23 protein-coding genes are annotated in these 22,466 nt (G+C 48.6%); all 23 read left to right on the forward strand.

Annotated elements, in window-relative coordinates:
* Positions 1-106 precede the first annotated feature (106 nt).
* The 23 genes from PRUTH_RS01950 to PRUTH_RS02060 all read left to right on the forward strand — a co-directional run bounded on the left by PRUTH_RS01950 (position 107) and on the right by PRUTH_RS02060 (position 22,458).
* Complete coding sequence (locus PRUTH_RS01950) at positions 107-1,222, forward strand: sensor histidine kinase (protein WP_151172399.1); 1,116 nt, start codon at positions 107-109, stop codon at positions 1,220-1,222.
* A complete protein-coding gene (locus PRUTH_RS01955) occupies positions 1,215-2,615 on the forward strand; it encodes a sigma-54-dependent transcriptional regulator (RefSeq protein WP_045978596.1) in 1,401 nt (466 codons plus the stop codon). Before PRUTH_RS01950 ends, PRUTH_RS01955 begins: the two co-directional genes overlap by 8 nt.
* A 188-nt stretch (positions 2,616-2,803) precedes the next feature.
* Positions 2,804-3,136, forward strand: coding sequence for a flagellar hook-basal body complex protein FliE (gene fliE, locus PRUTH_RS01960; RefSeq protein WP_026111098.1), 333 nt, complete (start codon positions 2,804-2,806; stop codon positions 3,134-3,136).
* A 19-nt stretch (positions 3,137-3,155) separates the two neighbouring features.
* Positions 3,156-4,877: a flagellar basal-body MS-ring/collar protein FliF gene (gene fliF, locus PRUTH_RS01965; RefSeq protein WP_022944842.1), complete on the forward strand. Its 1,722-nt coding sequence runs from the start codon at positions 3,156-3,158 to the stop codon at positions 4,875-4,877.
* A complete protein-coding gene (gene fliG / locus PRUTH_RS01970; protein ID WP_022944841.1) occupies positions 4,870-5,907 on the forward strand; it encodes a flagellar motor switch protein FliG in 1,038 nt (345 codons plus the stop codon). The genes fliF and fliG overlap by 8 nt, the downstream gene beginning before the upstream one ends.
* Before the next feature lie 3 nt (positions 5,908-5,910).
* Positions 5,911-6,768: a flagellar assembly protein FliH gene (gene fliH, locus PRUTH_RS01975; RefSeq protein ID WP_022944840.1), complete on the forward strand. Its 858-nt coding sequence runs from the start codon at positions 5,911-5,913 to the stop codon at positions 6,766-6,768.
* Positions 6,765-8,102, forward strand: a complete 1,338-nt coding sequence (fliI, locus tag PRUTH_RS01980; RefSeq protein ID WP_151172400.1) for a flagellar protein export ATPase FliI — start codon at positions 6,765-6,767, stop codon at positions 8,100-8,102. Before fliH ends, fliI begins: the two co-directional genes overlap by 4 nt.
* Positions 8,095-8,547, forward strand: a complete 453-nt coding sequence (fliJ, locus tag PRUTH_RS01985) for a flagellar export protein FliJ (protein ID WP_130145089.1) — start codon at positions 8,095-8,097, stop codon at positions 8,545-8,547. The genes fliI and fliJ overlap by 8 nt, the downstream gene beginning before the upstream one ends.
* 72 nt (positions 8,548-8,619) lie before the next feature.
* Positions 8,620-10,491: a flagellar hook-length control protein FliK gene (locus PRUTH_RS01990; RefSeq protein WP_151172401.1), complete on the forward strand. Its 1,872-nt coding sequence runs from the start codon at positions 8,620-8,622 to the stop codon at positions 10,489-10,491.
* A 46-nt stretch (positions 10,492-10,537) separates the two neighbouring features.
* Positions 10,538-11,071 (forward strand): flagellar basal body-associated protein FliL, encoded by a 534-nt coding sequence (gene fliL, locus PRUTH_RS01995; protein WP_053911139.1) that lies wholly within the window; start codon positions 10,538-10,540, stop codon positions 11,069-11,071.
* Between the two features lie 9 nt (positions 11,072-11,080).
* Positions 11,081-12,175, forward strand: a complete 1,095-nt coding sequence (gene fliM / locus PRUTH_RS02000; protein ID WP_022944834.1) for a flagellar motor switch protein FliM — start codon at positions 11,081-11,083, stop codon at positions 12,173-12,175.
* Between the two features lie 42 nt (positions 12,176-12,217).
* Positions 12,218-12,622, forward strand: a complete 405-nt coding sequence (gene fliN, locus PRUTH_RS02005; RefSeq protein WP_022944833.1) for a flagellar motor switch protein FliN — start codon at positions 12,218-12,220, stop codon at positions 12,620-12,622.
* Complete coding sequence (gene fliO / locus PRUTH_RS02010) at positions 12,619-13,014, forward strand: flagellar biosynthetic protein FliO (RefSeq protein ID WP_022944832.1); 396 nt, start codon at positions 12,619-12,621, stop codon at positions 13,012-13,014. Before fliN ends, fliO begins: the two co-directional genes overlap by 4 nt.
* A gap of 4 nt (positions 13,015-13,018) precedes the next feature.
* Positions 13,019-13,762, forward strand: a complete 744-nt coding sequence (gene fliP, locus PRUTH_RS02015; protein ID WP_022944831.1) for a flagellar type III secretion system pore protein FliP — start codon at positions 13,019-13,021, stop codon at positions 13,760-13,762.
* Positions 13,763-13,764: 2 nt separating this feature from the next.
* Positions 13,765-14,034 carry a flagellar biosynthesis protein FliQ gene (fliQ, locus tag PRUTH_RS02020; RefSeq protein ID WP_022944830.1) on the forward strand — a complete coding sequence of 90 codons (270 nt, stop codon included), beginning with the start codon at positions 13,765-13,767 and terminating at the stop codon, positions 14,032-14,034.
* A gap of 2 nt (positions 14,035-14,036) precedes the next feature.
* Entirely contained in the window at positions 14,037-14,816 is a 780-nt protein-coding gene (gene fliR / locus PRUTH_RS02025) for a flagellar biosynthetic protein FliR (protein ID WP_022944829.1), read from the forward strand.
* An 8-nt stretch (positions 14,817-14,824) separates the two neighbouring features.
* Entirely contained in the window at positions 14,825-15,955 is a 1,131-nt protein-coding gene (gene flhB, locus PRUTH_RS02030; RefSeq protein ID WP_022944828.1) for a flagellar biosynthesis protein FlhB, read from the forward strand.
* An 80-nt stretch (positions 15,956-16,035) separates the two neighbouring features.
* Complete coding sequence (gene flhA / locus PRUTH_RS02035; RefSeq protein ID WP_138547726.1) at positions 16,036-18,141, forward strand: flagellar biosynthesis protein FlhA; 2,106 nt, start codon at positions 16,036-16,038, stop codon at positions 18,139-18,141.
* Between the two features lie 31 nt (positions 18,142-18,172).
* Positions 18,173-19,672, forward strand: coding sequence for a flagellar biosynthesis GTPase FlhF (gene flhF / locus PRUTH_RS02040; protein WP_045978605.1), 1,500 nt, complete (start codon positions 18,173-18,175; stop codon positions 19,670-19,672).
* Complete coding sequence (locus PRUTH_RS02045; protein WP_022946906.1) at positions 19,665-20,525, forward strand: MinD/ParA family protein; 861 nt, start codon at positions 19,665-19,667, stop codon at positions 20,523-20,525. The genes flhF and PRUTH_RS02045 overlap by 8 nt, the downstream gene beginning before the upstream one ends.
* Before the next feature lie 15 nt (positions 20,526-20,540).
* Entirely contained in the window at positions 20,541-21,263 is a 723-nt protein-coding gene (locus PRUTH_RS02050; protein WP_022946905.1) for an RNA polymerase sigma factor FliA, read from the forward strand.
* A 38-nt stretch (positions 21,264-21,301) separates the two neighbouring features.
* On the forward strand, positions 21,302-21,685 hold the full coding sequence (gene cheY / locus PRUTH_RS02055; RefSeq protein WP_010560568.1) for a chemotaxis response regulator CheY: 384 nt from the start codon (positions 21,302-21,304) through the stop codon (positions 21,683-21,685).
* Between the two features lie 17 nt (positions 21,686-21,702).
* Complete coding sequence (locus tag PRUTH_RS02060; RefSeq protein ID WP_022946904.1) at positions 21,703-22,458, forward strand: protein phosphatase CheZ; 756 nt, start codon at positions 21,703-21,705, stop codon at positions 22,456-22,458.
* The last annotated feature ends 8 nt before the right edge of the window (positions 22,459-22,466 follow it).

The raw sequence follows: 22,466 nt of genomic DNA on the forward strand, positions 1-22,466 counted from the left end.
TTTTTGATAGCAATAATAACAATGTAACTTTATGAATATTAAATAAAATAAAGTTGGTACGCTTTGTGCTTTTATGGATTAGACCTTGTGTTTAAGAGTGAAAATCATGGCATTAGCGAGTGTTATCAACCCACAAATCCTTCATCATGGCCAGTTTAGCCCGGCATTAGCGCAAGAGGCTTACGTTGGAGAGCTGAGCGACTTGCGGCTACAAGCCAGCTGGCTGAGTCATTTAGTCGATACCATGCCTGCGGGTGTGGTGGTGCTTGATGGACAGGGAATGATAGCCAAAGCCAATCAAATTGCCAGTGATATGTTAGGCGAGCCGCTCGAAGGTGAGAAATGGTTTGCGGTGATCCAGCGCTCATTCCGCCCGCAACAGGACGATGGCCATGAAGTGTCGTTGCGCGATGGACGGCGTATAAAATTAGAAATCCGCGCGCTCACGCCCGAGCCCGGGCAGCTTATTTTAATGACCGATTTAACGGAAACGCGTCGTTTGCAATCAAGAGTGGCGCACATGCAACGTTTAAGCGCGCTTGGCAAAATGGTGGCTACTTTAGCCCACCAAGTGCGTACACCGCTCTCGGCAGCCATGTTATATGGGGCCAATTTGGGCTCGTCGCGATTGAATAATCAATCGCGTGCCCACTGTCACGATAAGCTCATGTCGCGTTTAAAAGATTTGGAAAACCAAGTGAATGATATGTTGTTGTTTGCCAAAAGTGGTGAGCAGCAAGTCGTTGAGCCGATGTCATTAGGGCAGTTACTTAATGATGTAAATTCTGGCAGTGAAGCCATGCTTAGCGAGCATGAAGCGCATCTACAAGTACAGCTTCCTGAGCCCGATATCGAAGTCATGGGCAATCGTACTGCCTTGGCCAGTGCCATCAATAACTTGGTGCACAATAGTTTACAGGTGATAGGCGGTGGTGCGCATATTAAGATGCAGGCACGTCGTCAACGCACGAACAGTGATTATGTCGATATCATCATTAGCGATAATGGCCCAGGGATCAATGAAGAGATTATTGACAAAATTTTTGAGCCTTTTTTTACCACTAAGCGTCAGGGCACAGGTTTAGGTCTGGCTGTGGTTGCCTCAGTGGTGAATGCCCATAAGGGGCAAATAAAAGTAGAGAACCTTCAAAACGGTGGCGCGCAATTTACGCTAACGCTTCCTGTTTTGCACAGCAATACCCAGGAGCAGAGCAATGAATAACTATGTACTTGTTGTCGAGGATGACAAGGGGTTACGCGAAGCCCTAATCGATACATTAACACTGTCAGATATTCGCTGCATTGCAGCAAAAAGTGGTGAAGAAGCAATCATGATGCTAAAAGAGCACAGTGTTGCTCTAGTGGTCAGTGATGTGCAGATGCCCGGTATTAATGGCATTGAATTACTAAAAAGCATCAAGCTTAACTATCCAGACATGCCGGTATTAATGATGACGGCCTACGCCACTATTGATGATGCGGTCGAAGCCATGCGTCTGGGTGCCATCGACTATATGGCAAAGCCATTTGCCCCCGAGGTCTTACTGAATTTAGTGAGTCGTTATTTACCCAATGAGACGGCTAGCCAAAGTGGCCCAGTGGTCGCTGATGCCAAAAGTTTGGCGCTACTCGATTTAGCCAATAAAGTGGCTGACAGTGACGCGAGTGTCATGGTGATGGGTCCAAGCGGGAGTGGTAAAGAGGTATTGGCGCGCTATATTCACGACCAATCGCCGCGCAAAGAGGCGCCATTTATCGCTATTAATTGTGCAGCCATTCCCGAAAACATGCTTGAATCGACTTTGTTCGGTTACGAGAAAGGCGCGTTCACTGGCGCTGTGAACGCCTGTCCAGGTAAATTTGAGCAAGCACAAAATGGCACCATTTTACTTGATGAAATTACTGAAATGGATTTAGGCCTACAAGCGAAATTGCTACGTGTATTGCAAGAGCGCGAGGTTGAGCGCTTAGGGAGTCGCAAAACCATCGAGCTCAACGTACGGGTGTTGGCCACTTCAAACCGTGATCTCAAAGAAGCGGTCAGAGCCGGTATATTCCGGGAAGATTTATATTATCGCCTAAACGTGTTCCCGCTGACCTGGTTGCCGCTCAATCAGCGTCCCGGGGATATTATTCCACTGGCTGAACATTTATTGGAGCGCCATTGCCAAGCTAGCAAACAAGCGACTGCCTCGCTCAGTGCCGATGCCAAAGAGCGCTTAATGGCGCATACTTGGCCGGGAAATGTGCGTGAGCTTGATAATGTTATTCAGCGTGCGCTGATCTTAAAATCCGGTGACGAGGTGCACGCCAGCGCCATTTATATCGAAGAGTTCGTCACTGATGATGAAGTTGAGCTCAATGCGCACCAAGATATGCCCTCTGCGCTCAATCAACACTATGATGAGCTGCCAATGGCATCACCCCAAGGTGTAGATCAAGCCCATAACTTTAAAGATGAGCTTAAAAACAAAGAGCACAAAATAATTCTCGATACCTTAGCGCGCTTCAACGGTAAGCGTAAGGATGTTGCTGATGCCTTAGGGATCAGCCCGCGTACCTTACGCTACAAAATAGCGCAAATGCGCGAGCAGGGGATCCACCTTCCTGCATAGTCTCGTCATAATGTTCTATTTCAGCCCGGGATATGCTCGGGCTTTCTTGTGGGCGTCAAAAATATAGCTTGCCTAATTCTTCAGTGTCAAAATTAAAATAACAATAAGCCACTGTTAAATAACGATATTTTATTGGCATGACTTGTGCATTATTCAGGGTAAGTTTAATTAACTGAGTGATGCCCAAGATGAAAGTCCAAGCCAACTCATTATTTCAAGAAATGCAGTCGCTCGCGCAAGAAGCGCAAGCTCGTAACCCATTGAAAGAGGCACAAAACCAAGTGCCGCAAACATCGACCAGCCAATTTGGTGAGCTACTAAGTAGCGCAATCGATAATGTTCATAACCTACAGCAAGATGCTAAATCGAAAGTGGTTGCTGTGGAGATGGGTGATCGCCGCGTTTCTCTTGCCGAAGCAATGATCGCATCGCAAAAATCCTCTGTCGCATTTGAGGCCACTGTGCAGGTTCGTAACAAGCTAGTGGAAGCCTACAAAGACATCATGAACATGCCTGTATAACGGATAGCGGAGAAAAGTTGTGGCACAAGCAAACCAATCAACAGATTTAGCCCTTGCCGATGGCGGTGTTGACATGAACACCGACTCCTCGGGTGAACAGCAAGAACAAAAGTCTGGCTATTTAAGCGCCCTCAATGGCGTGGATATGCTACGACAGGTGACGCTGATCATCGCTTTGGCTATTTGCTTGGCCATCGCTATTTTTATCATTATTTGGGCGCGTCAGCCTGATATGCGCCCGTTAGGTAAAATGCCTACCGAGGAATTGATTCAGACCTTGGATTTCTTGGATGCGCAAAAAATCGATTATGAACTCGATGGCAACGTGATCATGGTTGCCGAAGATGCCTATCAAGATATAAAACTGAATATGGCCCGAGAGGGGCTTACGCAAGGCCCGCAATCTGGCACCGATATCTTGATGCAAGACATGGGGTTTGGCGTATCACAGCGTCTTGAACGTGAACGTCTCAAGCATTCTCGCGAGCAGCAGCTTGCGCGTACTATTGAAGAACTTAATAAAGTATCTCGCGCCAAAGTATTACTGGCCATTCCTAAAGAAAATGTATTTGCTCGTATTGAGAAGAAGCCTTCAGCAACGGTTGTTGCTACGGTTAAACGCGGCCGTAACCTCAACAGTGAAGAGATAGACTCTATCGTCGATATCGTCGCCTCGGCCGTGCAAGGACTGTCTCCTGAACGGGTCACGGTGACCGATCAAAATGGTCGTCTGCTTAACTCCGGTTCACAAAATTCGTTATCAGCGCGCTCACGTAAAGAGTATGAGATTGAGCGTCAACGAGAGCAGGAATATATAGAAAAAATTGATAGCATCATGATCCCGGTGGTCGGACTGGGTAACTATACTGCGCAGGTCGACTTGGTCATGGATTTCAGCGCAGTAGAAGAGACTCAAAAGCGTTACAACCCAGATTTGCCAGCGGTGCGCAGTGAAACCACATTAGAAGAGAATAATATTGGTGGTTTAGCGGTCGGCATTCCTGGTGCTTTAACAAATCAACCGCCAGTGAACTCTAACATTCCAGAGAATGCGTTGGACGAGCAAAGTGCGCAAACTCGCTCACCGTCGCGCAGCCACAAAGAAGCGACCCGTAATTATGAGCTTGATACCACTATTTCTCATAAACGTAAGCAGACTGGGGTGATCCGCCGTATCAGTGTTTCCGTGGCTGTGGATTACACACAAACGGCTGGTGCGGATGGGCAAACCACCAGTGCGCCGCGCAGTGCCGAGGAGCTCAACAATATTCGTCGCCTGTTACAAGGAGGCGTGGGTTTCGACATGCAGCGTGGTGATGCCTTAGAAGTCGTGAGTGTCCCCTTTGTACGTGAGGACCTGGGCGCGGTTGCTGAACTGCCACTGTGGGAGCAAAATTGGTTTATGAAGATAGTGCGTTTAGCACTGGGTGCATTAGTGATAATCGTGTTGATCATTGCCGTGGTTCGCCCCATGCTTAAACGACTTATCTACCCAGATGATACACTGGAAGAATACAATGAAGATGCGTTGAGTTCGGGTGTTGATATCGGTGATAGTACATTGGAGATGTTAAACAAAGATTTCGACTCGGCAGCGGTGGGCTTCTCCTCCGACGGGACACTGCAGTTGCCAGACTTACATGGTGATGAAGATCTCCTAAAAGCGGTTCGCGCCTTGGTTGCCAATGAGCCTGAACTATCCTCGCAAGTAGTTAAAGCATGGTTGAGTGAAGATGACTGAAGAACAACAGCAACTAACTAGCGGCTTCGATGTTGATAAACTCGAAGGCGTAGAGAAAGCAGCAATCCTGCTACTGAGCTTGTCTGAAGAGGATGCCGCGCAAATTCTTAAACACCTTGAGCCCAAACAAGTGCAAAAGGTGGGTATGACCATGGCCGCGCTTGATGACCTTAGTCAGGATAAGATCAGCGCCGTGCACAACCTGTTTATTGAGCAAATTCAGCAGTTCAGCACCATTGGCTTCCAATCAGAAGACTTTATTAAGAAAGCTCTGACAGCCGCATTAGGTGAAGATAAAGCGGCAAGCCTGATTGACCAAATTGTGATGGGCTCAGGTGCGAAAGGTCTTGATTCGTTGAAATGGATGGACTCCAAACAGGTGGCGAACATTATTCGCAACGAGCACCCGCAGATTCAAACCATCGTTTTATCTTATCTGGAGCCAGAGCAAAGTGCAGAAATTCTGGCCCAGTTCCCAGAGAAAGTACGTTTGGATTTAACCATGCGGATTGCCAACCTCGAAGAAGTGCAGCCAGCAGCGTTGCAAGAGCTCAACGAGATTATGGAGAAGCAATTTGCAGGTCAAGCTGGGGCACAAGCTGCGAAGATGGGCGGCCTGAAAGCGGCGGCCGATATCATGAACTACCTCGATACCAATGTCGAAGGCCAGTTAATGGACTCTATTCGCGAGCACGACGAAGAAATGTCGCAGCAAATTCAAGATCTTATGTTCGTCTTCGAGAACCTTATGGATGTCGATGACCGAGGCATTCAGGCCATCCTACGCGAAGTACAGCAAGATGTGCTGATGAAGGCAATCAAAGGTGCCGATGACGGACTGAAAGAGAAAATCTTCACCAATATGTCCAAACGGGCAGCCGATATGCTGCGTGATGACCTTGAAGCCATGGGTCCTGTGCGTATCAGCGAAGTGGAAGCGGCGCAAAAAGAGATTCTCTCTACGGCGCGACGCTTATCCGACTCCGGTGAAATTATGCTTGGTAGTGGTGGTGGCGAGGAGTTCCTCTAAGCCATGAGTGAGTCAAAATTACGTCGTGGGCAACGATTAGACGCCAGTGAGGCAGCAGATGAACTGCTGGAGAACTGGCCTATTCCCGATGTCAGTGCAGATCCAAAGAAATATCAAGGGCGTTCAACCGCCTTTGGGACACCGCTCGAACAGCTTTATAAAAAGCATGTCGAGGAAGATGAGCACCGCGATGGCGAAGAGATCTTGACCCCTGAGGAGACCGACTTTCCTAAACTGACCCTTGAAGAGTTAGAGCAAATTCGCCAAGACGCCTACGAAGAAGGCCTCAAACAGGGGCATGAACAAGGCTACGTTGACGGATTTGATAAAGGTGCCAGTGAAGGCAAAGAAGCGGGGTTCCAAGAAGGGCTAAAGCAAGGCAAAGAGCAAGGGCTTGAAGATGCGAAGCCCATCATTGACGAACAACTGGATGCGTTAAAAAGCACGTTAGAAGCGCTTGATGAACCCGCCAAACACATTGATGAGCAGGTTGAGCATGAGCTGATCTTTCTCGCCAGCGAGTTAGCCAAAGCCATTACCTTGAGTGAGTTAAAAACCAACCCCGACACTATTTTAAATGCGCTTCGCGCGGCAACCGAAGCCTTGCCAAGTAATGAGGCAATGTGCCAAATCAGTCTCCATCCAGATGATTTAGCTATAGTGACGTCACACTTCAGTGACACCGAGTTGGATAATCGCCATTGGCAGTTACTCGGTGAGCCGACTTTGGCGCGCGGTGATTGTAAAATCAAGCAACAGCGTTCATCTATCGATTTCACATTAGGGTTGCGAATCCAACAAGTACTGGAACCGTTTTTGCATGACAGCGGTGTCCATGTGCGTGATGAGCCAAAATCATGACAACTTCATTAAGTGAGCGTTTGCACCAGCAGCGTAAACATATCCATCAACCTCAGGTCGCGGTAGCGGGGAGCTTGACCCGTGTTGTTGGCCTGACCCTTGAAGCAAAAGGGCTGCAAGCACCGCTGGGTAGCCAGTGTCAGGTCGAAACGAACCAAGGCTTAGTCGATGCCGAAGTGGTGGGATTTAACGACGACGTGCTTTATTTAATGCCCAATGACCGTATCTCTGGGGTGTTGCCTGGAGCCCGCGTTATCCCTCAACACAAGCAGCAAGGGTTGCCAGTAGGGATGAGCTTACTCGGGCGAGTGGTTGATGGTTTGGGGCGCCCTTTAGATGGACTCGGGCCACTGCGCTGCGAGGAGTTTACTCACTTTGCCAAAAACACCATCAACCCTTTAGCACGGCGACAAATAAGCCAACCCATGGACGTGGGCGTGCGTGCTATCAACTCCATTATCACCGTGGGTCAAGGCCAACGTATGGGCTTGTTTGCCGGTAGTGGTGTGGGTAAGTCGGTATTGTTAGGGATGATGACCCGAGGCAGTGCGGCCGACGTTATTGTGGTCGGCTTAGTGGGTGAGCGTGGTCGTGAAGTTAAAGAGTTCATCGAGGAAATCCTGGGTGAAGAAGGGCGGCGTCGTTCTGTGGTGGTGGCCGCGCCGGCTGATGCATCGCCATTGATGCGTCTAAAAGGCTGTGAAAGCGCCATCACTATTGCCGAATATTTTCGCGACCAAGGCCTCAATGTATTGTTATTACTAGATTCGGTCACTCGGTATGCCATGGCACAACGGGAGATTGCGCTCGCCGTTGGTGAACCACCCGCAACTAAAGGCTATCCCCCTTCGGTATTTGCCAAGCTACCTGCTCTGATTGAGCGTGCGGGTAATGGCGGTGAAGGCCAAGGCGCCATTACTGCCTTTTTCACGGTGTTGTCAGAGGGAGATGATTTGCAAGACCCGATTGCTGATGCTGCACGAGCTATTTTAGATGGCCATATTGTGCTCTCACGAGAGCTTGCCGACAGTGGCCATTACCCGGCTATTGATATCGAAAAATCGATTAGTCGAGTAATGCCGCAAGTGGTTTCAGAGCAACATATGCAGCAAGCACGGTTAATCAAGCAAGTGGTGGCAATGTACAATGAAAACAAAGACATGATCACTCTAGGCGCATACCAAAAAGGCACCGACCAGATACTCGATCAAGCCATTGATATGATGCCGCGTATAAATAACTTTTTACGCCAGGGAATGAAGGATGTCGTGCCTTACGATGAGTGTTTAACCTCGTTAGCCAATTTACTAGGACAGGGAGGCAACCATGGCTAAGCTGGCGCTGCTTTATAAACTTGAATCGGACAAAGAAGAAAAACTGCGTGCCGACTTTCTAGGCGCGCAACAGCACTGGCAGTCTCATCAGCAAAAGCTCAATGGACTTAACCAGTTTCGCCAAGAGTATTTTGCACAACTGACGCAAAAGGCACAGGCCGGTCTATCCAGCGCTGGGTTTAGTCACTACCAAAACTTCATCAGCAAAATAGACCAAGCCATTGAGCAGCAAACACAGGTGGTTGAAACTGCCCACAGAGTCACGGAGCAGCGCCAATCACAATGGCGTCAACAGCGGGTACGTACTGAAGCCGTAGCCAAGTTAATTGAAAAAGAAAAACTTAAGCAACAAGCGAAGTTAGCGAAAGCAGAGCAAAAAATGTTGGATGAATTCGCTACCAATCAGTTTTATGCCCGACGGCGTTCAGGCGAAACTGGTATGTAACTTGCTGTAATTTTCTAAAAGCTTAGTTAACCTTGCAAAGCGGCACTGCTTTGCCACCTTTGAAGGGGTCATATGATGACACAGGTAGAATCAGTAATTGTCCTTCCCCAATCGGGACAGAGCCAAGATAAGAGTGCATCATCCACTTACGATTCTGGTGAGAAAGAGTTTGCGCAATTCTATTCTCAAGAGCAGCAACGCCAAGACCGTGTGAAGCGCTCCCCAGAGGATGAAAAGCAGGCCATTGGCGGCTTTGTGGGTCAAAAAAGTGATTCAAAAGAGCCCCAAAAGAATGCTCAGGAAACCGAACAAAGCGTTGATAAATCAGCGGAAAAGGTTATCGAGCAAAGTAGAGATAAAGAACCATCAACAACCGTTTTGGATGGCGAGGGTGACGCAGCTGGTGGCGCTGAGCCGCTTAGTAATACGGCGCGGCCTAGCGAAGAGGTGGCGCAGACCACTCCCATAGCTGCTAGTGAAGATGACTTTTATCAGCAACTTTTTGCGCAATTGTCGATGAGCACAGAGCTCTCTGCGGTTGCCAAAGAAGTGGGCAGTGCTCTTAATGGTACCGGGTTCAGTGATGATATTGATGTCGACTTTATTGCTAAGTTACCAATCGAGCTTAAACAATCGCTTGCCCGTTTAACGCCAGCACAGCGCAGTGAGTTGAGTGTGCAACTGCAGCAAATGGCCTCGGCAGCGGGGATAGACGCAAAAGCGTTGGCTAGCATAGAGACACAACTGAATCAGTTAGTGGCCACCCCAGGGCAATCTGGCCTGAGCGATGCTGAACGCATTGCCGCGCAAGCCAAAGAGTTATCCATGGCAAAAGCCAGTGAACAGGTTCAGCGTCCAGCCGAGAGTGTAGCAGCACGCAGTGCTGAGGATGCCAGCAAACTAAACAATTCAACTAAGGTTGCCAGTGACGTTCAGCAAGAACTGAATAAAGTACTCGCTGATGGCAAAACCCTTGGTGCAGAGGCTGCAAAGTCTGATGCAAAAAATAGTACCGCGAGCGCGGCGCCAGGGTCATTAAACCCAGAGCAACAGCAACGCCAATCCCAAACCCAGCATATATTGGCAGCAGCAAAAGTTGAAGCGGACCAAGGCGGACCCAGTGTCAGCAAAACGACCCAAGCAGCAGTTAATCCAATGTTGAGCGATGCACAAATGAAAGCGGCTCAGCCACAAGGGGATAAGCAAACTAATCTATCAGCGAGTAAATTCAGCGCCGAGCCTATGATTGAGTCAGGGGATAAGGCGGTTTCGCCAAGTAAAGGCACGCAAGGGGAGAACGCTCAGCCTTCAGCCAATGCTTTGAGCGCTCAGTCTAAAGTGACTCAGCTTGCCAGTGCCTTAGTGGCACACGCGCAAGGCAATACCGAGCTCAGCAGTGCAATTGAGGCGGACCTTGCACATTGGCAACAGGTGCAACAAGCCGCCATGCAAAGTACGCAGAACACCCAAGCTCAAGGGCAAACTCAGCGTATGGCGCTGGATCCTGCACTGCTGCAAGCAATTAATATCACTAAAAACGACGCCGCGCAGCAAATACAGCAGCGCGTGAATATGATGCTTAACCTCAATAACCAAGAAGCCGAAATCCGTCTTGATCCACCGGAGCTAGGAAGTATGCAAGTGCGGGTACGCAGTGAGGGAGAACAAGCACATGTTAATTTTGTAGTGCAAAATCAACAAGCTAAAGAAGCGCTAGAGCAGGCGATGCCGCGATTAAGAGATCTACTAGCGCAGCAGGGGTTATCTTTGGGTGATACCAACGTCGAGCAGCAAAATCAGCAAAGTGCGCAGCACGATGGTGAACAAGGTCAAGGCAGCGAGCATGGCCCATTGACAGAGCAAGCAAGCAATGATGAAAACCATGGCTTAGAGCAACAGCAGAAAAACGCGCCAATGGAACAAGGAATTGATTTCTATGCGTAATAACTATTGCTATTATACAGTTAAGTGATTCTATTCGAGGCAACCTATGGCCGATGATAAGCAAACCGACCTGCAAATAGAAGAAGGCGGCGGCTCAAAGAAAAAACTGATTATAATCATTGCTGTTGTAGTGCTATTAGTCGGTGGTGGTGCAGGCTATTTCCTGTTTGCTGGGGGCGACGACCCGGCGCCTGCTACACTGGAACAAGAGCAAGGCGGTGCATCAGAGCAAGGTGGTGCAGCACCGAGTGCACAGCTTGGCAGTGCATTGTATGTGGGCATGCCTCGTCCTTTCGTATTCAATGTACCGGGCGCTGCACGTGACCGCATAGTACAAATTAAAGTACAGCTATTAGTGCGTGGCGAAGGGAACGAAGAGGCCGCTAAAAAGCATATTCCACTTATTGAAGGCACATTATTAAGTGTGTTCGCCGGTACCAATGCCGATGAGCTAAGCACTGCAGCAGGTAAAGAATCTTTGCGTGATGAAGCGCTTACGCAAGTACAACAAGCCCTCGAAGGCGTAGAGGGTTCGAAAGTCGTAGAGCGAGTGCTCTTTACCGGCTTTGTAATGCAGTAAGGGGTAGATGTGAGCGACTTATTATCTCAAGACGAAATTGACGCGCTACTGCACGGGGTAGACGATGTCGAAGAAGAGGATACCTCCGAGGGTGCCAGTGCCAGTGGCGAGAGCGCGCTGCAGTATGACTTTTCTTCACAAGATCGTATTGTCCGTGGGCGTATGCCAACGCTTGAGATTGTCAATGAGCGCTTTGCCCGACATATGCGCATCAGCTTATTTAATATGATGCGTCGCACCGCTGAAGTGTCCATCAACGGCGTGCAAATGATTAAATTTGGTGAATATATTCACACCTTGTTTGTTCCCACCAGTTTGAATATGGTGCGCTTTCGTCCGTTAAAAGGCACCGGTCTGATTACTATGGAAGCGCGGCTGGTATTTATATTGGTAGACAATTTCTTTGGCGGTGATGGTCGTTATCATGCCAAAATTGAAGGTCGTGAATTCACGCCTACCGAACGCCGTATTGTGCAGATGCTGCTGAAAATCATCTTTGAGGATTACAAAGAAGCGTGGGCTCCGGTCATGGATGTGTCGTTCGAGTATTTAGACTCGGAAGTAAACCCGGCGATGGCCAATATTGTCAGCCCCACTGAAGTGGTGGTGATCAGCTCGTTCCATATTGAGCTTGATGGTGGCGGTGGCGACTTCCATATTGCCCTGCCATATTCCATGTTGGAACCCATCCGTGAGCTGCTTGATGCCGGTGTACAGTCTGATACTGAAGACACTGATTTACGCTGGTCTAAAGCTCTGCGCGATGAAATCATGGATGTTGAAGTCGACTTATCGACACGGTTATTAGAGGTAGACTTGAGTCTTGAGCAGATTATGGAGCTCAAAGCTGGAGACATTATTCCAGTAGAAATGCCTGAGCATATCACTGTGTTTGTTGAGGACTTACCGACCTTCCGCGCGAAGATGGGCCGCTCTCGGGATATGGTGGCATTGCAAATTAGTGAAAAGATTAAACGCCCAGAATCGGTGAAGTCGGAACTTCATGTGTTTACGAAAGGCGGTAAGAAGCTCGACTCAGATGCTGAATTAGCCGAGCTTGAGGAAGATCTGCATTTAAGTGAAGGCGTAGATTTAGATTGGTAAAAAGGTGCGCACATGCGCGCCTAGCAACAGAGGTTGTATGTAATGAGTGATGATCAAGATACCATGGATGAATGGGCCGCAGCCCTAGCCGAAGCCGAAGAAGGTGAACAAGGCGGTGGCGACGATGCCCAGGTTGCAGAGCTAGACGAGCTCTCCGAAGAGCGCGATGAGGTCACGCCAGAGGAAAAGCGTAAGCTGGATACCATTTTAGATATTCCGGTGACCATTTCTATGGAAGTGGGCCGTTCTAAAATCAATATCCGAAATTTGCTACAGCTTAACCAAGGCTCAGTGGTTGAACTTGATCGCGTTGCTGGCGAGCCACTGGATGTATTAGTGAATGGCACCTTGATTGCGCACGGTGAAGTGGTGGTGGTGAACGATAAGTTTGGTATTCGCTTAACCGACGTGATTAGCCAAGTAGAGCGGATCAAAAAACTACGATGAGAGCATTGGCCTCGCTTTTTGCCCTCGTGGCACTTCCCGTTTATGCGCAAAATGGTGCCGCCCAGCCTGGCGCGGGGCTGAATCTCAATGTTATGTCTATGTTGTTGTCGCTGTTGTTGGTGGTCGGGACAATTATCGCATTAGCTTATATGCTTAAGCGTTTTAATCCGAATATGGCCAATAATGACGATTTTAAAGTTATACGCACTTTGCCACTGGGGACTAAAGAGCGGCTACTGGTGGTAGAAATCGATAATAAGCAACATTTATTAGGCGTTACGCCAGGTGCCATCAATTACTTATATGAGCTGGAAACGCCGCTCAAAGAGCGCGAGATGGCGCCACTGGCAAAGCAACTCAGCCACATACTCAATACTAAAAAAAAGACCTAAGATAATGAAATACTGGCTAATACTTCTTTTTGCTATGCTTTTAAGCCCGACTGCTTTTGCAGAGCAGGGGCTTCCCGCCGTGACCGTAACCACCAATGCCGACGGCACGCAGGATTACTCAGTCACCTTGCAAGTATTAGCGATTATGACGGCGCTCAGTTTTATCCCTGCCGCCGTTATTATGATGACCTCATTCACCCGTATTATTGTGGTGTTGGCGATATTGCGCCAAGCCATCGGCTTGCAACAAACCCCTTCGAACCAAGTGCTGCTGGGCATGTCTTTGTTTCTGAGTATTTTTATTATGGCACCGATATACAATCAGGTGCACGACCAAGCGATTCAGCCTTACCTAGACGAAGAAATGTCCTCTATGCAGGCGCTGGAAGCCGCTAAGCAGCCGATGAAGGCTTTTATGCTTTCACAAACACGGATAAAAGATTTAGAAACTTTTGCGCAAATAGCCGGTTATGAAAAACTAGACTCGCCTGCGGACACTCCTTTTATCGTGGTGATCCCCGCATTTGTCACCAGCGAATTGCAGACCGCGTTTATTATTGGCTTTATGTTTTTCATTCCCTTCCTGATCGTTGATTTGGTCGTGGCCAGTGTCTTGATGGCCATGGGTATGATGATGCTCTCGCCAATGATTGTCTCCTTGCCCTTTAAAATTATGCTATTTGTTTTAGTGGATGGGTGGTCACTGGTAATGGGCACCTTGGCACGTAGCTTTGGGTTGGGAGTGTAATAATGGAGCCGGGCATTTTTGTCGATATTCTCAGTGATGCTTTATTTTTGGTGATAAAGTTGGTGTCGGCGATCATTGTCCCTAGTTTGATTGTAGGTTTGATTGTTGCGGTATTCCAAGCGGCGACCTCAATCAATGAGCAAACCTTGAGCTTCTTACCTCGTTTGCTTGTCACCCTAAGTGCACTTATTATCGGTGGCCACTGGTTTACGCAGGAACTTATGGATTTCTTTAACCGCTTAGTGCTGTCGATACCTGAAATTGCGGGATAACCATGGAATACCCCTTTGCCGTCATTGTTCAGTGGCTAAGTGACTACTTACTTCCCTTAGTCCGTATACTGGCAATGTTGATGGTCATGGCAGGGATAGGGGCACGTAATGTCCCTTCGCGTATTAAGCTTGGCTTGGCCTTGGTGATTGCCTTTGTTGCGGTGCCGGTATTGCCTCCTACTCAGTTCACCAACCTGTTTTCGTTGGAAATGGTGTTTGTGGTGCTGCAACAGCTGCTCATTGGTGTGGCTATGGGCTTTGCCTCGCAGTTATTATTGAATACCTTCATTCTCGCCGGGCAAATCTTAGCAATGCAAACGGGCTTGGGTTTTGCCTCGGTGGTTGACCCCTCAAATGGCCTAAGCGTGCCGGCGGTGGGGCAGTTCTATTTAATTCTTACCACCTTATTATTTTTTGTTTTTAACGGTCATTTGATGATGATCCAAATGATTGTACACAGCTTTATCGCGGTCCCTATCGACGGCACTTGGTGGGCGGTTGATCACTACTGGGATATCGTTACCTGGGGCGGGTGGATGTTTACCACCGCTTTGGTATTGGCGTTGGCACCGCTGACTGCGATGTTGGTCATTAATTTATCTTTTGGCGTGATGACGCGAGCGGCACCGCAATTAAATATCTTTTCAATTGGTTTTCCCTTCACCCTAGTGGCGGGACTAACCATTATCTGGGCAACCTTAGGAAACTTCATGGCGCAGTTTGAGGCGCAGTGGTTACGCATGGTTGAGCTACTTTGCTCGATGGCAGGCTGTAGTCCTTAGGAGTTGTTATGGCAGAAGATTCAGGTCAAGAACGTACCGAAGAGCCCACGCCGAAAAAGCTACAAGAGGCGAAGAAAAAGGGCCAAATAGCACGCTCAAAAGAGTTGGGTACCACCTTTGTATTGATTATGTCGGCGGTTTCTTTGCTCATTTATGGCCCCGATATTGGTCGTGGTTTACACACAGTCATGAAGCGAATGCTATCGCTGAGTCGTAACGAAACTTATGACACCACCAAGATGTTTGCGGCATGGGGGGCGGTAGCGGATTCATTGCTCTATCCCATGAGCATGTTTGTACTGGTTATAGTTATCGCCGCGTTTATTGGTAATACCATGCTTGGCGGGTTTAACTTTTCATGGCAGGCGATGGCACCCAAAGCCAGTAAAATGTCGCCGATGAAAGGGTTCAAACGTATACTTGGGCCGCAAGCAGCAGTTGAGCTGATAAAAGCGCTGCTCAAATTCGGGCTAGTTGCAGCGTGTGCGGTGTTTTTGATCAAAATGTATTTTTACGAAATTCTGCATTTGAGTATCGAAACGCCACCGAACAATATAGCTCACGCGTTGGAAATTATTGCGTGGATGTTTCTAGCATTGAGTTGCACCATGATTGTTGTCTCGGCGGTGGACGTGCCTTATCAGGCGCACAACCACCATAAACAGTTGAAGATGACCTTACAAGAAGTTAAAGACGAGTATAAAAACTCTGAAGGTGACCCGCAGATCAAAGCGCGTATTCGGCGAACCCAGCGGGAAATGTCACAACGTCGGCAAATGCAAGATGTGCCGGATGCTGATGTGGTGGTAACCAACCCGACACACTTCTCGGTAGCGATAAAATACGATACTGAAAAAGCCGGTGCGCCAATAGTATTGGCTAAAGGGGCCGATGAAATGGCCTTACAAATTCGTAAAATAGCCAAGGGGAATGACGTCCCGCTGGTAGAATCTCCAGTGCTAACACGGGCGCTCTATCATACCACCGAAGTAGGCGAACAAATTCCCGAGCAGCTATTTACCGCTGTCGCGCAAGTGTTGGCCTATGTGTATCAGCTGAAACGCTTTGAAAAAGGACGCGGTCGTCGACCGTCTAAACTGGCAGACAAACTACCTATTCCTGATGAATTCAAGTATTAACCAACTGAAATATAAGATATAAAAAACTGGCCTACTCCTTGCTTTGATGACTGCAGTGTCAATTTATTGCTGTAGCATTTATGGATTTTAAGGCCGTTCTCACCCAGCTTAATCGCGATAAAAAAGAATATGCAAAAGGCGTAGGTACGCCGCTGTTGGTGCTCGCCGCACTGGCAATGGTGGTATTACCTATGCCGCCATTTTTACTGGATGTTCTGTTTTCGTTTAATATTGCGCTGGCCTTGGTGGTGCTGTTAGTTACGGTCTACACCATGAAACCGCTTGAATTTGGAATGTTCCCAGCGGTGCTTTTAGTCGCGACCATTATGCGTCTGGCGCTCAATGTTGCCAGTACGCGGGTGGTGTTATTAGAGGGCCACCAAGGCGGGGATGCGGCCGGTAAAGTAATTGAAGCCTTCGGCTCGGTGGTGATCGGCGGTAACTATGCCGTGGGTCTGGTGGTCTTTCTAATCTTAATTATTATCAACTTCGTGGTTATCACCAAAGGGGCCGGACGTATATCAGAAGTGTCTGCCCGCTTTACCCTCGATGCGATGCCCGGTAAACAAATGGCCATTGATGCCGATTTGAACGCGGGTTTTATCAGCGCCGAGCAAGCGCGGGAGCGGCGTGAAGAAGTCACCCGTGAAGCGGACTTTTACGGTTCGATGGACGGTGCCAGTAAGTTCGTAAAAGGCGATGCCATTGCGGGTATCGTTATCTTAGTGATTAATATCGTTGGCGGGTTATTTGTCGGTATGATCCAACATGACTTGAGCTTTTCTCAGGCCATGGAAGTGTATACCTTACTCACCATTGGTGATGGCCTTGTGGCACAGCTGCCATCGCTGTTGCTATCAATCGGTACTGCCATCGTCGTAACTCGCCAAAATGAATCACACAATATGGGCGAGCAAGTTAAAACCCAGCTTGGCAATGACAAAGCACTGTGGATAGCATCCGGTATTCTCATCACTATGGGGTTGGTACCGGGTATGCCCCATGTGGCGTTTTTAGGCTTAGGTGGCTTACTTGGTTTTGTTGCTTATTATTCGCAAAAGCAGGCAAAGCTTGCTGCTGAGCAGGAGCAACAAGAAGCTGAGCAGGGCCCTGGCAGCAATGTTGCCACTCACGACGAACCAAAAGAATTGGGCTGGGACGATGTGCAGCAAGTCGATGTCATCGGCTTGGAGGTAGGCTACCGCTTGATCCCGCTGGTGGATCAGGCCCAAGGTGGAGAATTGTTAAGCCGCATTAAAGGGGTCCGTAAGAAGCTCTCACAGGAACTGGGCTTTTTAGTGCCGCCCGTTCATATTCGCGATAATCTAGAATTAGACCCTAATGCCTATCGTATTACCCTAATGGGCGTGTCCAGCGGTGATGGTGAGCTCAGTCATGGTGATGAACTGGCCATCAACCCGGGTCAAGTCTTTGGCCCAATCAATGGTGTGGCGACTAAAGATCCGGCTTTTGGTCTGGATGCGGTGTGGATCAAACCAGAGCAAAAAGATGAAGCACAGTCTTTAGGTTACACCGTCGTTGATGCAGCTACGGTAGTGGCGACCCACATTAGCCAGTTACTCACTAATAACGCCTCACTGCTATTGGGCCACGAAGAAGTGCAGAGTCTGCTTGATATGCTAGCGAAAAGCCATCCGCGTCTAGTAGAAGGTCTAGTACCAGATGTGTTACCGCTGACGACCATAGTGAAAGTGCTACAAAATCTCCTCAATGAAGGCGTTGCTATTCGCGATATGCGTAGCATAGTGCAAACTCTCGTAGAGTATGGTCCACGCAGCCAAGACCCAGATGTATTAACCGCAGCGGTACGTATTTCATTGCGTCGTTTGATTGTGCAAGATGCGGTTGGCGCTACGCCAGAAATTCCTGTCATAACATTGGCGCCTGAGTTGGAACAGATGTTGCATCAGTCGCTTCAGAACGCAGGAGATGAGGGTGCTGGCATTGAGCCAGGCTTGGCAGAGCGGCTACAGGCCTCTTTAAGCGAAGCCCACCAGAACCAAGAAATGTCGGGTGAACCTTCCATCTTATTGACCTCCGGGATGCTTCGTACAGTGTTATCACGTTTTGTGAAGCACACCATCCCAGGGCTGAAGGTGATGTCTTACCAAGAAGTGCCCGATGAGCGTCAAATTAAGATTGTTAGCTCCGTTGGACAGCAATAGATCGGAAAGCCGGTTGTGAGAGGGTAATATTATGAAAATCAAACGCTTTTTTGCTAAAGATATGCGTACAGCACTAAAAGAAGTAAAAGATGAGCTGGGTGTTGACGCGGTGATCATGTCGAACAAAAAGCTTGCAGATGGCGTTGAAATCGTTGCTGCTATTGACCATGAACGCCCAGCAGCCGCACCGAAAAGCGCTCCCCAGCAGCAAATGCAGCCGCGCGCCACTGAGCAGCGTATGGTACGCCCACAAACACGTACGCAACGTCCTGAGCCGCAAAGTCACAATGGTGTGGCTGATTCATTACAGGCGTTGTTAGAGCGTCAGAGCCCAAAACCAAAGAATGCTGCTCTCGCCGACATGTTTTCGCAATCAGGTATTGATATGAGCGCGCCTGAAGAGCCCGTTGAGCAGCCTCAGCGTCGCGCTGCGCCGGCCAATAACTACGCTCCGCAGCCAACGCTAGCAGAGCCAACGCAAGCCCGCGCTGCAGCGCAGTCCATGGGTGATGATTTGGACGGTGACGGTTTTGATGAGCTACACCGCCAGCCCAATGATTCTGTACAGCAAGAGGCCATGGACAGCGAAGAGATCAGTGCCATGCGCGATGAGATGAATGCCATTCGTCAGCTTCTTGAACATCAAGTATCCGGCTTATTACACCAGGACCGAGCGCGCCGCGATCCAACTCGTGCCTGCTTTATCGAGCGCTTGCAGGGCATGGGTATCGACACTGAAGTGGCTGAGCAGTTGGTGCGTTATGTACCAGACGACGTATCGCGCAAGCAGGCGTGGAGTGCAGCCCTTGATATGGTGCAAAAGCAGCTACACACCACCAATAATGAGATTTTACGTCATGGCGGCGTATATGCGTTGGTCGGCCCTACTGGCGTAGGCAAAACCACGACGGTTGCAAAACTGGCCGCATTAGGGGCGCAAAAATATGGGGCTGACAAGGTTGCGCTGATCACCACGGATACATATCGTATCGGTGCTTACGAGCAGCTAGCAACTTATGGACGCATCATTGGTTGCCCTGTGAAGCAAGTAAAAGATGCCAATGAATTGGCCGATGTGCTTTATCAATTACGCAATAAACGTCTAGTATTAATTGACACTGCGGGAATGAGCCAGCGCGATTTACGTTTAAGTGAGCAATTAAACACGCTCATGCGTAGTACGCGAGTCGATATTCGTAGCTATTTAGTGCTCAGTGCCACAGCACAACATGAAGTGCTTCAAGAAACCGTAAGGCACTTCCAAAAAGTTGACTTAAGTGGTTGTATTTTCACCAAACTTGATGAAAGTCTAAGTTTAGGCGAGATTATTAGTGTAGCGATTCAAAATCGCTTACCAATAGGGTATCTTACTAACGGTCAACGCGTTCCAGAAGATATTCGCGTTGCTAACTCAGAAAAAATGGTTAGAAAAGCTGAACAATTGTTTATCAAACGCCAAAAAACACAAAAATCAGCGGCACCAGCAGGGCGCCAAACAGTGGCGTCTCAGGCAGTAGGAATGTATGATTAACACAGTGCACGATCAAGCAAGTGGCCTTCGAAAAATGAATCAAAACAATAGCCAAGGCGTAAAAGTAATCGCCGTGACCGGTGGCAAAGGGGGCGTCGGTAAAACCAATGTCTCTTTGAATTTAGCTATTGCCATGGGTCAGCAAGGCAAACGAGTCTTAGTGTTAGATGCTGACCTAGGACTGGCAAACTGTGACGTTATGCTTGGTCTGCGTGTTGAAAAGAACCTTTCTCATGTTCTAAGCGGTGAGTGCGAACTGCGCGATATACTGGTAACTGGGCCTGCGGGCATTCGTATTGCTCCGGCAACATCGGGGTCACAGAGCATGGTTGAACTGAGTGCCGCAGAGCATGCAGGTTTAATCCGTGCGTTTAGCGAGCTCGATAACGACTTTGATGTCCTCATTGTCGACACCGCCGCCGGTATCTCCGATATGGTACTGAGCTTCTCGCGTGCTGCGCAAGATGTTGTGGTGGTGGTCTGCGATGAGCCAACCTCGATTACCGATGCCTACGCGTTGATCAAGGTGCTTAGTCGTGAACATGGCGTATACAAATTCAAAGTCGTTGCCAATATGGTGCGCAGCCAGCGTGAAGGGCAAGACTTATTTGCCAAACTCTCCAAAGTAACCGACCGATTTTTAGATGTGGCGCTCGAATTAGTGGCCACCGTGCCCTATGATGAAAACATGCGTAAATCAACGCGTCGCCAGAAAGCCGTCGTGGAGTTATTCCCTAACTCACCCGCTTCGGTATCGCTGAAAAGTCTCGCTGGCAAGGCACTAAAATGGCCAACCCCTAATCAACCATCGGGGCATTTGGAGTTCTTCATTGAAAAGCTGGTCAATAATTAACTGTTGTTCGGATTTATGAATAAAGTGGCTGGATATCAAGATCAATTACAATTAAACACTCTGGTCGAGCGCCATGCCGCGCTGGTCAAGCGTGTTGCATGTCATTTGCTGGCGCGACTGCCAGCGAGTGTGCAGCTCGATGATCTCATTCAGTCCGGCATGATTGGCCTCATAGAGGCATCAAAAACCTTTGACGCCAGTAAAGGCGCCAGCTTTGAGACGTTTGCTGGTATTCGTATTCGTGGTGCGATGCTTGATGAAGTACGACGGGGAGATTGGGCTCCACGATCGGTACATCGCAATAGCCGCGCTGTAGCTACCGCTGTACATGAATTGGAAACCTCCCTAGGTCGGGAACCAAAGGATGTTGAAGTAGCTGAAAAACTTGATATTTCGCTCGATGAATACCATCATATTTTAAACGATGTTAATTGCTCTAAAGTGCTCGGTATCGAAGACTTAGGTGTCGATGAAGATGTACTCACCCCGAGCAGTGAACAATCTCAAACGGGGCGGCCCTACACCAGCGTTCACAACGAACGCTTTAACCAAGCATTAGTAGCGGCAATTAATTCTCTCCCCGAGCGTGATGCATTGGTATTATCGTTGTACTATAACGATGAAATGAATTTAAAAGAAATTGGGCAAATACTGGACGTAAGTGAGTCCCGTGTGAGTCAGATACATGGTCAGGCAATGATTAAGCTCAAGGCGAAAGTCAATGACTGGGTCAATTAGTAGTAAGAATAAAGGTTCATACCTCACTGGAGGATACTTTGGATAAAAACATGAAAATTCTCGTGGTCGATGACTTTTCCACTATGAGAAGAATCATTAAAAACCTATTGCGTGATTTAGGCTTTACCAACGTGCAAGAAGCGGACGATGGTAGTACCGCGCTGCCCATGTTGCAAAACCAAGAGTTTGACTTTGTGGTTACCGATTGGAACATGCCAGGTATGCAGGGTATCGATTTGCTCCGTGCAATTCGCGCCGACGACAGCTTAAAGCACATTCCAGTACTGATGGTAACTGCAGAGGCGAAGAAGGAACAAATCATTGCCGCTGCCCAAGCTGGCGTGAACGGTTACATCGTTAAGCCCTTTACCGCAGCTACATTAAAAACCAAGCTGGATAAAGTATTTGAGCGCTTAGGTTAACCGAGAAGGAGAGGTTTATGTCAGCTCCCGCTGCACCTCACATTACCCTAGAGCAAGCCAAACAGCTTGTATCGTTTCTTGAGCAAGGTGAGCAGGAGAAAGCCGATCAGCTGATCCTCGATGCTGCCTCCAAGGAACAGTCCGAACTGTTTGCTGAGGTTGGCAAGTTGACGCGGCAACTTCACGAGTCGTTGAAGAATTTCCAACTCGATACGCGCTTGAACGACCTCACGCAAGAAGCCATTCCCGATGCTAAGCAGCGTCTTAATTACGTGATGGAAATGACCGAGCAGGCGGCAAATAAAACCATGGATGCCGTGGAAGCCAGTTTGCCTATCGCTGAGCAGCTATCCACTGAACTACATCAAATTAAACCCATTTGGGATAAATTGATGCGTCGCGATCTCGAATTAGGTGAGTTCAAGCAGTTGTGTCATCAGCTTGATAGCTTTATGAACCGCTCTCAAGGCAGCACAGTGGAGCTGCACGACCTTCTTAACAATGTGCTGATGGCGCAAGACTACCAAGATTTAACAGGGCAGGTAATTCGCCGCGTAATCGAGCTGGTGCGCGAGGTAGAAGACAGCCTTATTAATTTATTAACTGTGTTTGCGGGCAACGAAGGTGAAGAACCGGTGGTTGAACAACAAAAAGCAAAACCAGCTGTGAACGCAGAAGGTCCAGAAGGGCCAATTATAGACACAGAATCACGTGATGACGTGGTCTCAGGCCAAGATGAAGTAGACGACTTGTTGTCTAGTTTAGGCTTCTAAAGAGGAGA

Origin of the sequence: Pseudoalteromonas ruthenica, from assembly GCF_008808095.1 — a bacterium.
Taxonomy (GTDB): Bacteria; Pseudomonadota; Gammaproteobacteria; order Enterobacterales; family Alteromonadaceae; genus Pseudoalteromonas; species Pseudoalteromonas ruthenica.

Coding starts and splice junctions, on each gene's coding strand:
- PRUTH_RS02050 (WP_022946905.1), top strand. CDS start 20,541: ATGAATAAAGTGGCTGGATATCAAGATCAATTACAATTAAACACTCTG.
- PRUTH_RS01955 (WP_045978596.1), top strand. CDS start 1,215: ATGAATAACTATGTACTTGTTGTCGAGGATGACAAGGGGTTACGCGAA.
- PRUTH_RS02060 (WP_022946904.1), top strand. CDS start 21,703: ATGTCAGCTCCCGCTGCACCTCACATTACCCTAGAGCAAGCCAAACAG.
- fliE (WP_026111098.1), top strand. CDS start 2,804: ATGAAAGTCCAAGCCAACTCATTATTTCAAGAAATGCAGTCGCTCGCG.
- fliH (WP_022944840.1), top strand. CDS start 5,911: ATGAGTGAGTCAAAATTACGTCGTGGGCAACGATTAGACGCCAGTGAG.
- fliJ (WP_130145089.1), top strand. CDS start 8,095: ATGGCTAAGCTGGCGCTGCTTTATAAACTTGAATCGGACAAAGAAGAA.
- fliI (WP_151172400.1), top strand. CDS start 6,765: ATGACAACTTCATTAAGTGAGCGTTTGCACCAGCAGCGTAAACATATC.
- flhB (WP_022944828.1), top strand. CDS start 14,825: ATGGCAGAAGATTCAGGTCAAGAACGTACCGAAGAGCCCACGCCGAAA.
- PRUTH_RS02045 (WP_022946906.1), top strand. CDS start 19,665: ATGATTAACACAGTGCACGATCAAGCAAGTGGCCTTCGAAAAATGAAT.
- fliL (WP_053911139.1), top strand. CDS start 10,538: ATGGCCGATGATAAGCAAACCGACCTGCAAATAGAAGAAGGCGGCGGC.
- fliP (WP_022944831.1), top strand. CDS start 13,019: ATGAAATACTGGCTAATACTTCTTTTTGCTATGCTTTTAAGCCCGACT.
- flhF (WP_045978605.1), top strand. CDS start 18,173: ATGAAAATCAAACGCTTTTTTGCTAAAGATATGCGTACAGCACTAAAA.
- flhA (WP_138547726.1), top strand. CDS start 16,036: ATGGATTTTAAGGCCGTTCTCACCCAGCTTAATCGCGATAAAAAAGAA.
- fliQ (WP_022944830.1), top strand. CDS start 13,765: ATGGAGCCGGGCATTTTTGTCGATATTCTCAGTGATGCTTTATTTTTG.
- PRUTH_RS01990 (WP_151172401.1), top strand. CDS start 8,620: ATGATGACACAGGTAGAATCAGTAATTGTCCTTCCCCAATCGGGACAG.
- fliG (WP_022944841.1), top strand. CDS start 4,870: ATGACTGAAGAACAACAGCAACTAACTAGCGGCTTCGATGTTGATAAA.
- fliN (WP_022944833.1), top strand. CDS start 12,218: ATGAGTGATGATCAAGATACCATGGATGAATGGGCCGCAGCCCTAGCC.
- fliO (WP_022944832.1), top strand. CDS start 12,619: ATGAGAGCATTGGCCTCGCTTTTTGCCCTCGTGGCACTTCCCGTTTAT.
- fliR (WP_022944829.1), top strand. CDS start 14,037: ATGGAATACCCCTTTGCCGTCATTGTTCAGTGGCTAAGTGACTACTTA.
- PRUTH_RS01950 (WP_151172399.1), top strand. CDS start 107: ATGGCATTAGCGAGTGTTATCAACCCACAAATCCTTCATCATGGCCAG.